Origin of the sequence: Nakamurella sp. A5-74 (assembly GCF_040438885.1) — a bacterium.
Taxonomy (GTDB): domain Bacteria; phylum Actinomycetota; class Actinomycetes; order Mycobacteriales; family Nakamurellaceae; genus Nakamurella.
Map to the genome: position 1 here is coordinate 1,121,542 of NZ_CP159218.1, position 13,335 is coordinate 1,134,876.

At 64.9% G+C, this 13,335-nt stretch carries 6 protein-coding genes and 1 pseudogene; 4 read left to right on the top strand and 3 right to left on the bottom strand.

Annotated elements, in window-relative coordinates; translation table 11 throughout:
* Window positions 1-418: 418 nt before the first annotated feature.
* Together ABLG96_RS05150 and ABLG96_RS05155 are read left to right on the top strand one after the other, a co-directional pair.
* Entirely contained in the window at window positions 419-8,425 is an 8,007-nt protein-coding gene (locus ABLG96_RS05150) for an RHS repeat-associated core domain-containing protein (protein WP_353650324.1), read from the top strand.
* A complete protein-coding gene (locus ABLG96_RS05155) occupies window positions 8,422-8,886 on the top strand; it encodes a DUF4304 domain-containing protein (protein ID WP_353650325.1) in 465 nt (154 codons plus the stop codon). Before ABLG96_RS05150 ends, ABLG96_RS05155 begins: the two co-directional genes overlap by 4 nt.
* A gap of 331 nt (window positions 8,887-9,217) precedes the next feature.
* Here the strand turns inward: ABLG96_RS05155 and ABLG96_RS05160 are convergent.
* From ABLG96_RS05160 to ABLG96_RS05170, 3 genes and pseudogenes are all read right to left on the bottom strand, one after another.
* Window positions 9,218-10,638, bottom strand: a pseudogene (locus ABLG96_RS05160) (IS3 family transposase).
* A 120-nt stretch (window positions 10,639-10,758) separates the two neighbouring features.
* Window positions 10,759-11,343, bottom strand: coding sequence for an ImmA/IrrE family metallo-endopeptidase (locus tag ABLG96_RS05165; protein WP_353650326.1), 585 nt, complete (start codon window positions 11,341-11,343; stop codon window positions 10,759-10,761).
* On the bottom strand, window positions 11,340-11,717 hold the full coding sequence (locus tag ABLG96_RS05170) for a helix-turn-helix domain-containing protein (RefSeq protein WP_353650327.1): 378 nt from the start codon (window positions 11,715-11,717) through the stop codon (window positions 11,340-11,342). The genes ABLG96_RS05165 and ABLG96_RS05170 overlap by 4 nt, the downstream gene beginning before the upstream one ends.
* 138 nt (window positions 11,718-11,855) lie before the next feature.
* On the opposite strand from ABLG96_RS05170, the gene ABLG96_RS05175 reads away from it, so the two are divergent.
* Entirely contained in the window at window positions 11,856-12,122 is a 267-nt protein-coding gene (locus ABLG96_RS05175; protein ID WP_353650328.1) for a multiubiquitin domain-containing protein, read from the top strand.
* A gap of 112 nt (window positions 12,123-12,234) precedes the next feature.
* Window positions 12,235-13,308 (top strand): IS630 family transposase, encoded by a 1,074-nt coding sequence (locus tag ABLG96_RS05180; RefSeq protein ID WP_353648229.1) that lies wholly within the window; start codon window positions 12,235-12,237, stop codon window positions 13,306-13,308.
* Window positions 13,309-13,335: the final 27 nt, after the last annotated feature.

The window sequence follows — 13,335 nt, forward strand, 5'->3', positions numbered from 1 at the left end:
CAGTGCCCGCAGCCCGCTTCCCATCGACCCTGCACTTGAAATGTCGGCCCCCGGTGCGCGGAGTGTCGTGCCCCGGTGGCTGTCAGTCACTGAAAGTGCGACAAACCTTCACCTGAACAGTCCCATCGCTCAATGGTTGCTGCTGGTAACTTTCCGGGTGGTCGGTCTCGGGGGTCGTTGTCATCCGCGCGAGTTGACTCAAACGTCCTGTACGCCAGGAGGGGAGTCGATGGTTGGCTTCACCTGAGGCGGTGATCGGTGGGAGAGCATTATGCGCGGGTGGCGTCGTCGTGTGAGTGGTCGAGTGCGTGGCGTGGTCGCTGCGACCTGCGCGGCGACGCTCGTGGTTGCGCTGGTTCAGCCGGTCGCAGACGCGCAGAGTCCCGCGGTGCCCGTGGCTGGCTCTCCGGTGCCGGAGGTGGCAGCCACTTCAGCTGTTGCTGACAACGGTGCGCCCGATCTGTCGGATGTGTTGGTCGACGGGTGGGGTGATGCAGCCGGCTACCACTTGCAGCTGGGCTCGGTCGCGGGCTGGCGTGAGATCGCGGTGCTACGTCCGGCCGGCCTGGATGCGCAGTCGTGGGTGGGCTACCAGTGCGTGTCGGCCGATGGAAAGTACGTGGCTGCCGCGGTGCTGCCGGCCTCATCGGTGAATCTCGACGCGGGACGCAACCATGGAGCCTTTGCCTTCGAGGTATCGGTGGCGTCGGGAAAGGTGACGCCGCTGCTGACCGGTGTTGGCTACAAGTACTTCTCACCCTCTTGCGGCACCGGCGATGTTGCCGTGTTCACCTCTGACACAGGTGTGCAGGGAACGCCGTCCGCCCGGACCGTGTTGTCGTCTGTCGATCTGGCCTCGGCGAAGGTGACGAGCTCAGTGACCGTCGCCGGCCAAGTGACCTCGGCCGTCGCCACGTCGGTGGGTTTGATGGGTGCAGCGGGCTCGGATGTGGTGAGTGTTTCAGCCGCTGGGAAGCTCAAGATCGCAGCCAAGGCGACGGGGCAGGTCTACGGGCTGGTGCCTGCAGATGCTGGATCGGTGGCGTTCCTGTCGACTGAGGGCGGTGATTCTGCGTCGGCATGGTCGGCGCGTGGCGGGAAGGTCTCGAAGGTCGGGTCCGGTCCAAGGACCCGCCTGCGGCTGTTCGCGGGCCGTTCGGGTCACGTCACCGCGGCCGGTCTCACGTCCTCTGACAAGACGGCTGTCTCAGCCGCCGGCGTGAAGGTGGTTGACACCACCAAGCTGCCGGCCGGAGTGTCGGCCATGTCCACAGCGGGCACCCTCGCGGTGGGCGACGCGCCCTCGACGGGTGGGTCCGCTCCGTCGGCGGGTGATGCCGTGGCCGGTTCGCAGCAGTCGTTGGCAGTTGCCTCTGGTCACCTTGCGGCGGTGCCCCAGACATCCGCGGCACCATCCCCCGCTGCGTCCGGGGTGTCGGCGGCGACCACGTCGAGCGGTTCGATTGCGGCCACCACGGCGGTCGCCGCGCAGGTTCCGCCGGGTGTTGCGGCGGACGCGAAGGCCGAAGCCGCCGCGTTGACGGCTGCGACTGGATCGCTGCTGCAACCCGCCGGTTCAGCGAAGGGATCCTCATCGCCGAGTCCCGCAGGGCGGACGAGCTCGTCGGACTCAACCACGTCGGATGGCACGAGCGCTACGGCTGCAGCCTCGTCTCAGACGCCGCGGTGCGCGGTGCCACGAGGTGATGTGAACCGACAGGTGATGCAGCCCAACCCAGCTCAGGTGAACTGGGCATCCCAGATGGCCGAGCAGAACCTACTGAAGGGGTCAACCTCGACCCGGCCGGCGAACTGGAACGGCTACGGACTGGCCGCCTACTCGCCCAACACCGACTTCCCCGCGATCGCTTTGTTACATCCCGCAGCGGTGTCAGCATCGACGGTGCCGCGGAGTGTCTACAACGCGATCATGGCGCAGGAGTCCAACTACTCTCAGGCTTCCTCGCACGCCCCCGCCGGCAACGCGGGTGATCCGCTGATCGCCGACTACTACGGCGCGCACGGCGACATCGTGTCCATCGACTACGCGACCGCCGACTGCGGTTACGGCATCGGTCAAGTCACCGATGGCATGCACGCGGGGGACACCACACTGTCCTCGGCCGCGCAGGTGAAGATCGCGGTGGACTACCAAGAAGACATCGCAGCAGGTCTTCAGATCCTCGAGGGCAAATGGAACCAGCTGTACTCGGCCGGCATCATCGCCAACAACGGCGACCCGTCAAAGCTGGAGAACTGGTACTACTCCGCCTGGGCCTACAACGCCGGCGTCCAGCCCGGAGGGAAGTACAACCCCACCGGATGCACACCGGGACCAACCTGTGTTGGCGATCACAACAACTGGGGTCTGGGGTGGACGAACAACCCAGCGAACGCGGACTATCCGCCCAGCCGCGGCCTGTACCTGGCCTACACCTACGCGGACGCAGCACACCCCGGCAACTGGCCATACCAGGAACGGGTCATGGGATGGATGGGCACCCCGATCGTGAAGTACGGCGCGAAGTCCTACTCGAAACCGACGTATGCGTCCGGGCAGGACTGGCTGCAGATCCCGTCCTTCTACACGTTCTGCACGCTCGCTGACGACAACTGCGATCCGAACGCCACCAACACCTCAAACCCTGGCGCGACCCATTGCATGTTCGACGACTTCGAGTGCTGGTGGCACAAGCCCGTCACGTGGATCAGCACCTGCGCCACCACCTGCGCCACCAGCCCCTATGAGTACGGAGCAGGTTCCACGGAACCGCCTAACCCCAACAAGAATCCGATCGCTTGCACCGTCGACCATTCCAAGGTCGACACCACCGCCATCGTCGTTGACGACGAAACCTCGCCACCCCGCAATCTCCAGGGCTGCACCAACCCGAACTGGTCCCAAGGCGGCACCTTCGCGTTGACACCCGGCACCAACGCGGCCGGCGACCCGGTCGGCGTGATCGACACCCACCAGGTCGGTGTTGGACTGGGCGGGCACATCTGGTTCTCCCACACCGAATCCGGCGCCAACCAGGCACTGATCAACACCGGCACCTGGACCCCCACCTTGCCCTCCTTGCAGTACTACAAGATCAAGGTGCATTTCCCGTCCATCGGCGCCACCGCCACCGACGTGATCTACACGATCAATCCCGGTGGCGGTGCGGCACCCTGGAAGATTCGTGTGAACCAGCGCTTCGGCGCCGATACTTGGGCAACGATCGGCACGTTCGCGATGCAGAACGGCGGATCGGTGGTGCTGACCAACCAATCCGCTGTCACCGAACCTGCCGATCAGCACGACGCCTTCGACTATGACGTCGCGTGGGATGCGGTCGCGTTCGTCCCGCAAGGTGGTACCCCCGGGGTGCCCATCGGTGGTCCGCCAACCGTTCAGGACGAACCTAAGGGTTCCAATCCTGCCTGGCTGCAGTGTGGATGCGCGAAGCGCACCGCCGGCGACCCCGTCGACACGTCCACCGGCTTCTACAGTGACTCCTTCACCGACTTGGCGACCCCCGGCCGCGGTATGCCGCTGAGTGTGACCCGCTCCTACGCGGGGTCCATCGCAGATCCCAACGGACCCAACAAAACCCTCGCAGCGAACGGTCCATTCGGCTACGGCTGGACGTTCAACTACGACATGAGCGCCAGGACCAACGCCTCCTCCGGTGCGGTGACCATCACCCAGGAAGACCACTCCCAGGTCACCTTCGCCCTTTCCGCAGGCAACTACACGCCGACCGCCCCTCGATTCGATGCCACCCTGACCAAGACGGGCAGCACCTACACCTTCACGCGATCCGGTCAAGCGTTCTTCACCTTCGACGCCACCACCGGCAGGTTGACTGCCGAAACTACCCGCGCTGGTGTGTCCGCTACGCCTGCGTACTGGACCACGATGGCCTACAACGCTTCTGGCCAGCTCATCACTGTCACCGACCCGGCGGGTCGCACCGAGACGTTCACCTGGAGCGGCGGACACATCACCGACGTCAAGGACTCCGGCGGACGCGAGGTCTCCTACACCTACAGCGCCGCAGCCGATCTCACCGACGTCTACGGCGTCGCCACCACCCGAACCCCGACAGCGGCTAGCAACGACCGCGAAACGTACGGGTACACAGCCGGGCACGAGATCTCCTGGATGCGCACCCCGAAGAACTACACCGCCGGTGGCGGAGCGGGTTCCGGTGCCATGTCGATGACTTACGACAGCGGTGACCGGGTCCTGACCCAAACTGACCCCAACGCCGGCACGACGACCTTCGCGTACGGTCCGTCCACCAGCCCATCGCTGCAGGCCGGTCAAACCCTCGTTACGGACTCTGCCGGTCACAAGACCCTCGACACCTACGCCAACGGGCTGCTGACCACCGAGATCAAGGGCTACAACACCCCCGACGCCGGCACCTGGACCTACACCTACGACCCACTCAGCCTCGGCATCTCGACGATGTCCGACCCCGACGGTCACACCCAGACCTTCACCTACGACGACCACGGCAACCGCACCTCAGCGTCCAACGCGCTCGGCTACGTGACCTCCTGGACCTACGACGACCAACACAACCTGCTGTCCACTGTCGACGCCACCGGCACCGAAACACGGCACACTTACGCAGATCCAGAAGGCCCAGGCACGTATCAGGCGGTTGATCCCACGCGTGTGTTGGATACCCGTAACAGCAACGGCGGCAACCAAGGAGTGGTGGCCGGAGGCGCCGCCATTACGTTGCAGGTCGCCGGTCGCGGCGGCATCCCCACCGACGGGGCCTCCGCGGTCGCGGTGACGATGTCGGCCATCGCACCGCAGGGCAGCGGCACACTGCGAGCGTGGGCCAACGGCGCCACCGAGCCCGGCGTCGCAGCGCTGAACTACACCACTGGTGTCGGCATGTCGACGCTGGTGATCGTCCCGCTGGGCAGCGACGGCAAGATCCAGATCCGCAACACCGGCGCCAACGGCACCAACATCGCCATCGACGTCGCCGGCTACATCCGCGCCGGTGACCCCACCGCCGCAGGAACATACGAGGCGGTTGATCCGACGCGTGTGTTGGATACCCGTAACAGCAACGGCGGCAACCAAGGAGTGGTGGCCGGAGGCGCCGCCATTACGTTGCAGGTCGCCGGTCGCGGCGGCATCCCCACCGACGGGGCCTCCGCGGTCGCGGTGACGATGTCGGCCATCGCACCGCAGGGCAGCGGCACACTGCGAGCGTGGGCCAACGGCGCCACCGAGCCCGGCGTCGCAGCGCTGAACTACACCACTGGTGTCGGCATGTCGACGCTGGTGATCGTCCCGCTGGGCAGCGACGGCAAGATCCAGATCCGCAACACCGGCGCCAACGGCACCAACATCGCCATCGACGTCGCCGGCTACATCCGCGCCGGTGACCCCACCGCCGCAGGAACATACGAGGCGGTTGATCCGACGCGTGTGTTGGATACCCGTAACAGCAACGGCGGCAACCAAGGAGTGGTGGCCGGAGGCGCCGCCATTACGTTGCAGGTCGCCGGTCGCGGCGGCATCCCCACCGACGGGGCCTCCGCGGTCGCGGTGACGATGTCGGCCATCGCACCGCAGGGCAGCGGCACACTGCGAGCGTGGGCCAACGGCGCCACCGAGCCCGGCGTCGCAGCGCTGAACTACACCACTGGTGTCGGCATGTCGACGCTGGTGATCGTCCCGCTGGGCAGCGACGGCAAGATCCAGATCCGCAACACCGGCGCCAACGGCACCAACATCGCCATCGACGTCGCCGGCTACATCACCGATCAACCTCAGTCTGCCGCGCCGGCGTACCAGCTCACCTCCACCACCGTCACCACCGCTGGCACAGACCCAGACACCGCCAGCGACAACGCCGCCCGCACCGCCACCTACTCCTACACAGATCCGGCACACCCGGCGGATCTCACCGCGAGCACCGATCCGCTCGCTAACACAACCACCTACACCTACGACGCATACGGCGACCAAACAAGCGCGACCGACCCGGACGGCAACAAGGCCCAAGCCGGATACAACACCATCGGCCAACTGACCTCAGCCGTGGATCCCAATGGCACCGCTGCCGGCACCAGCCCGGGCTGCGTCCCACCCAAGAACGGATGCACCACCTACACGTACAACAAATACGGGCAGGTCCTCTCGATCATCGACGCGCTGGGCCACACTGCGTCTGCCACCTACGACGCCAACGGCAACCAGATCACCACCACGGACGGCAATCAGCACACGACCACCATCGCTTACGACGCCGGCGACCGTCCCACCACAAGTACCGCAGCCGACAACACCGCCACCACCATCCACTTCAACCCTGACTCGACCATCAAGGACACGGTCAACGGACTCGGCGCCGTCTCGTCCTACAGCTACGACGGGCAAGGTCGAGCAGTCACCTCCACTGACCCGCTCGGACGCACCACCACAGCCACCATCGACCCCGCCGGCATGCTGACCAAGCTCACCGACCCTGCAGGTCGCGACACCACCATGACCCGAGACGCTGCAGGACAGCTCACCGCCGTCTCCCATAGCGACGGAACGACCCAAGGGGCGAGCTACACCTACGATGCCGACGGCCGACGGCTCACCATGACCGACGGCACCGGCACCACCAGCGACTCCTACAATATTTATGGCAACGTCATCTCCGAGGCAGCCAGCGTCGGCGCCAGCACTTACTACACCTACGACGACAGCGGTCAGCTCACCAAGATCAAGTACGCCACTTGGACAAACCCCGTCACCCGCACCATCGACGGAGCCGGACGCATCACTGCGATCAGCGATCTGTTCGGCAAGAACACCACCTTCGGCTACGACCCCAACGGCAGCCTGACCAGCACTACCTATCCCGATGGGGTCAAGGTCACCAACACCTTCAACGCCGCCAGCCAGAACACCGGCACTACCGCGGCACCCACCGCCGGCGGACCAGCGCTGTACACACTCGGCTACAGCCGGGACAACACCGGCCAGCTCGCGTCGCAGACCGTCAACGGCTCGGCGCAGACGTTCACCTACAGCCCACGCCAGCAACTCTCCGGGACCTCCGGCGGTGTCGCGGGCTCCGGTGGAACGGCTGCCTTCGCAATGGACGCGGCTGACCAGCCGGCGACCGTCGGAACTCTGACGCAGACCTTTGACGCCGCAGGACAGGAATGCTGGTCGGCCGCCTCGCCAACGGCAAATCCAACCTGCAACGCACCACCCGCCGGCGCCACCAGCTACACATTCGATGGTGTCGGGCAGCGCACCGCGTCCACTCCCTCGACCGGTGCAGGCTCCACCTACAGCTACGACCAGGTCGGGCGCCTCACAACTGCAGCGACCCCCGCCGGGAGCGGTGGCTACACCTACGCCGGTGATGGGACTCGGACGAGCAAGACCGTCGGCTCGACGACAACGGTCTTCATCAACTCCGGCCAGCAACTCCTGCAAGCGTTCACCAACCCTGCCAGCAACAACTTCGCCCTCGGTACCGCGTGGATCTACGGGCCAGACGGTCTGCCGTTCGAGCAGACCGACGGCACCACCGCGGGCACCTACTACTACGTCCACGACCAGGTCGGCTCCACCCGAGCGCTGCTCACCAACCCTCCCACGGGCACCGGTGCGATCGCGGGCACCTACGCCTACACCCCATACGGCGTCGCCACCCACACGGGGACAGCGAACACGCCGCTGCAGTACACGGGCCAGTACCTCGACGACGAGACCGGCCTGCTGTTCCTGCACGCCCGCTACTACGACCCCTCGACGGCACAGTTCCTGACCCGCGACCCCGCGCTCGCGATGACCGGCACCCCCTACGCCTACGTGCGCGGGAATCCCCTCAACGACACCGACACCCAAGGACTCTGCGGATTCTGGTGCTGGGCTGGAATCGCTGTCGGAGGCGTAGCTGTCGCAGTGATCACCTTCGGCGCCGCAATACCCGAAGAGGTCGCCGGCGGCGTCGCGATAGCGGGCGCAGCGGTCGACACCGCGGGCGTCGAGGCCGGGATCGAAGCAGGGGTCGAGGCAGGCGCAGAAGTTGGCGGAGAGCTAGCCGCCGGCGAGGAAGCAGGGGCCGAAAGTTCTGTGCCGTGTGTCGGCGAGGATGCAGTCGCAGAAACCCCGCCCGATATTGCTACCAATGGCGAAACGTCGGCGACCGCGTATGGGCGGATGATGCACAAGGCGTACGACTACGGTCCCGGGTTCGAGCGCGAGGTTACCCTACAGAATGGGCTGCGAGCCGACGCCGTGAACTTCGAGACACGGGAAGTGTTGGAACTCAAGCCGAACAACCCTCGGGCTATCCGTACGGGCACCCGGCAGGTGCAAAGGTACGTCGATCAACTCAACAAGGAGTCCCCTGGGACGCCGTTCAGCGGGCGCGTAGTTACCTATGATGGGCCATGAGCGTACGCAACGTTGTCCAGCAAGCGGTTGACAACTGGGGCAAGGTTTCGGGGCTCGAGAAGCGGTCCGGGTCCTGGTACCGAACTAATGACGAGGTCATCTCGGTGTCAAACCTTCAGAAGTCCCAGTACGGCCCCAGTTACTACTTTAATCAAGCATTTTGGCTGCGTGGGCTCGGCGACGAACGCTACCCCAAGGAGAACAAGTGTCACATCCGGCTACGGCTAGGGTCCTTGCTGGGCGCGGATGCGGAGCGGCTTGATCAGCTCTTGGACCTGGACTGCGCGGTCCCTGACATTGATCGTGTCGTAGCGTTGGCTGCGATTCTAACCAACCAGCTTCTGCCGGTGATTGAACAAGGCTCGTCACTGTTCGGGCTCAGGTCGTTGCTGGACGAAGGGGTTTTCAAGGCCGCGAGAATCGGCGGGCCAGCTCAACACCTGCTCGCTAGTGTCTCGTAGGACATTGCCGTGCGGTTTCCGGGATCTTCAATGCGATGTTCTCGCCACCACCAACGGCCGGGCCATGGGGCCAGTCACGAGCGTTTCCCGCCGAGCGGCCGCCGGAACAGCAGCACCCGTTCTTAACGGCTGCTGCGGCGGCCGGCCGCCATCGGCCGTGTCGACGGGCCCGGCAATTCGGGTCCCACATCTCATCGCAGAAGCGACGTCGGTGGCGCACAGCAGCGACTCATACTCACACTTCAGTCAATAGCCGATAATGATCGCTACGTCAGGTCACGACCGGGATGCGGAAGTTGTCAAGCCGGGTGAGGCCAGCGGGTGTTGAGTTTCAGGCTGCGGTGGTCTCCTCGGGTTTCTTGGGTTCGTTGATCCAGGCGGCCGCGGGCAGGTCGAGGATCTTCGGGTCTCGGTCGGTCGCGAAGCGGCTGGGGTGCCGACCGCGGGCCGCGGTGAGCGTTTCGGATCGTTGTCGGGCCGCGGCTGGGGCGAGGCCGTAGTGGACGTCGGCGGGGGTGTGCAGTCCGATCCCGCTGTGGCGGTGGTCGTGGTTGTAGTAGTCGACGAACTCAGCGATGAACTCCCGCGCGGCGTGCGGTGAGGTGAACTGTTCCGGGAACACCGGCGCGTACTTCAGTGTCTTGTTCCAGGCCTCCGAGTAGGGGTTGTCGTTGGACACCCTGGGCCGGGAATGGGACCTGGTGACTTCCAGATCATCCAGCAGCGCCGCTACGCTCTTGCTGGTCATCGACGTGCCCCGATCGGCGTGTACGACGTGCGGAACACCTTGGATGCCGAACACCTCGTCCATCAGATCCTTAGCCAGCTCAGCGGTTTCGGTGTGGTGCACGTGCGCCCCGACGATCATCCGGGCGTAGATGTCGATCATCACGTAACAGTCGAAATACTTGCCCCGCACCGGGCCTTTCAGTTTCGTGATGTCCCAGGAGTACACCTGCTGCGGTCCCGTCGCGAGCAGTTCCGGGACCTTCCGTGCCGGGTGGGTCGCTTGTCGGCGCCGGTCCTTGACCTGCGCGTTCCGGTTCAGGATCCGGTACATCGTGGCGATCGAACACAGATACGTGCCCTCCGCCAGCAAGATCGCGTACACCTGTGTGGGCGGCTTGTCGGCGAACCGGTCGCTGTTGAGGACCCCGAGGACCTGGAGCTGCTCCGCGTCGGTCAGCCGGTTCACCGGACGGCGACCCGCCCCGGCCGGATCGCTCGGTGCCGCAACCACTTCCAGTCGCGTCAGGCGGGTCAGGCGGTCCTGAGTGGAGCGGGGCAGCCCGGTCAAAGCTGCTGCCCGCCGGGTGGACACACCGGCCCCGATCAGGTCCTGATGGGTCGATCTCAACGTTTGCGTTGCTGATCGGCGATGTCCGCGCTCTCGGAGATCTGCTCCAAGAGCGCGTGTGCTTTTCCCATGATGCTCAGCGCCGCATCCGTGGTCGCCAACCGCCGCCGGGCGGCCTCCAGATCCCGCGTCAACCTCGCGATCTCGAGCTGATCAGCCGTAGGTCGGGCAACTTTCTCGCCGGCCTGCTTACCGGCCAGCACCCCTGAGTCGCGCAGCTGCCGCCACGCGGTGATCTGAGAGGAGTAGATGCCCTGCTCCCGCAGATACGCCCCACCGCCGCCCTCACCGCCCTCACGGGCTTGCTCATAGCCGGCCAGGTGCTGCAGTTTCTCGGCGGGGGTGAACGCCCGACGACGTCGAGGACCACCCTCACGCGGACCAGGAGTAGACATCGTTTCATCCTGGACCATCGATGTTTCCGTCACTTCGAACCTCTAGATCTCGCCCTGCGTCAGGCGGACTTGCAATGAACCACTGGCCTCACCTCAGCCTGACACGCAGGGTGACTGGGATTAAGAGCCGGAGGCGCGCCGGTAAGAGGAGGCTCTGCGCTCTGCGATCAACCGCGCGCCGGTCGCGTGCATGCGCCACCGGGCGAGCTCGACACTGACGCCGAACTGCATCGCGACCTCGTTGTCGGTTGCGCTCCGTCGCGCAAGTAGCTTTGCTGCCTCGAACGGGAGGAGCAGCTCGCTGGCAATCTCAGATGCCTCCCCCTCTTGGACCTGGTCGGCAAGCCGGCACCCGCGTTCGTTCACGAGGCTGGTGCCGAACTTGTGCTCGCCAAAGACATGCGCCAGTTCATGACCCATCGTCGATCGCCGCCGGACCAACTCGTGCCCGTCATTCTCGACGATCACGGCGCCGGTACCGAACGGCACGAGTGCGCCCGAGAACACCTCGGGCCGGCTGACGATGAAGTGCTCGCGGACCGCACTATCAATTGGCAGCGAACCGAGGGCGAAGACACGGATGCCGTACAGCTCAGCGAGCTGCCACGGGTCGAGAGCTTCCATCGGATGGAGGTTGATCTCGGTACGCAGCTCAGCAGCAAGCCGCTTGCATGCGGCCTTGTTGTAGCCGCGCTTGTTACTCACTCAGAGGCCTCACGCGTTGCTTGAGCGTGTCGAACCGTCGCGCGGATGACATCCTCCAGGTACGCGATATCTCGTTTGTCGAGGTCGTGGCGCGCTCTAAGAAGCGGCGCGAGCTGCGTGAGCAGATCGGGCTCAGCTTGCTCCGCTCGCGCACCGCTCGCGTCGGTCATAAATTGCTCGGCCGGGATGTTCAGCCAGCGGACCAACGTTGCGAACCCATCCGCGTCTGGGCGCAAGTCATTGCCGAGCCGTGAGAGCAGCGACGGGCTGACGCCGATCTCCTTGGCCAGCTGCCGCCAGGACAGCCCGCGTGCTGTGCGTTCGGCGTCGAGCGTTGCGTACAGGCTGCCGACGTCAACCTTCGTTCTTGTCATAGGTCTCCTCTACCGTGCGTGCCAGTGTTGCACCTTCGGCGCACTGCTTGAAAGTCGACGCGCAATGTCTTAAACTCGACGCAGTGAACCAAAAGTGAGTCACCAAGTCCCGGCCCGGCCGGGGGATCGGAGTATGAGATGACTGCAGTCGAGACATCACGGGACAAGGGCAAGACGAAGTACGAGACGTTCATCGTCAACACGCGCTCGCACGAGTGGGCGGACAAGGACATCACCTTCGAACAGGTTGTGGAGCTTGCCTTCCCCGGCCAGCCCTACGACCCGGCGGGCACCACAGTCGAGTACAGCCGTGGTCATGGCAGTGACAAGTCGCTCCGTCCTGGCGGGAGTGTCCACGTCAAGGACGGGATGGTCTTCGATGTCGAACCTGCCAACCGGTCCTGACGACCCGATCGCTCGGCTCTACGCGGACGGCTACGACCTGGTGCTCCGTAATGGACATCTAGTGTCGCGTGTCGTTAGTTCCTAAATGGTTGCTGGGCTGAGAGAATCGGGTATGGCAAATTCTCCAGCCCCGCCGTTGGTGCTCTGGGACGGCGATCGGGACAAGTTGGTGTCGTGGACGCGTTCGACGGCGATGCGTGCGGGGTTGGTGTTGCGGGCCCGGATCGTGTTGCTTGCGGCGGACGGGGTCGCGAATGCGCGGATCGCGATCGAGGTCGGATCAACGACGACGACGGTGTGGAAGTGGCGCAGCCGTTATGCCGCAACCGGTCTGACTGGTCTGCTGGATGCTCCTCGTGCGGGGCGACCCAAGCAGGTCGATAATCAGCGGATCATCGCAGCGACGTTGACGCCGCCGCCGAAGAAGTACGGGGTGACCCATTGGTCGTCCCGGCTGTTGGCGGGACACCTGAACATCGGGAACGCGACGGTCGCGCGGGCCTGGCGGACTTTCGGGGTGCAACCCTGGCGATCTGAGACGTTCAAGTTCTCCACCGATCCGGAGCTTGTCGGCAAGGTCACCGACGTCGTTGGTCTCTACCTGGCGCCGCCGGAAAACGCTGTCGTGTTGTGTGTGGATGAGAAGTCCCAGATCCAGGCGTTGGACCGGACCGCACCGATGCTTCCGGTCCGGGTGGGCGATGCGGAGAAGCGCACGCACGACTACAAACGCCATGGCACGACAACCCTGTTCGCGGCGCTGGAAGTCGCGACCGGGCAGATCACCGGGGCGGTGAAGCCGAAGCACCGCCGGCAGGAGTTCCTGGCGTTCCTGCGCCAGCTCGACCGCGCCTACCCCGAGCAGGAACTGCACCTCGTGATGGACAACTACGCAACTCACAAGACCCCGGAGGTGAAGACATGGCTGGAAAAGCACCCACGATTCCACCTGCACTTCACCCCGACGTCCGGGTCGTGGCTGAACCTTGTCGAGGTGTGGTTCGGGATCATCGACAAGCAGGCCATCCGCCGCGGGATCTTCACCAGCGTGAAGGACCTCAACGCGAAGATCCGGCAGTTCATCACCGGCTGGAACGACCGCAAACACCCCTTCGTCTGGACCAAGACCACCGAGCAGATCCTCCGAAAGGCCAACCATCAAGCAACTTCAGAAACGCGACACTAGTCGTCCGCCGCGTTCCGTACCTCGCAC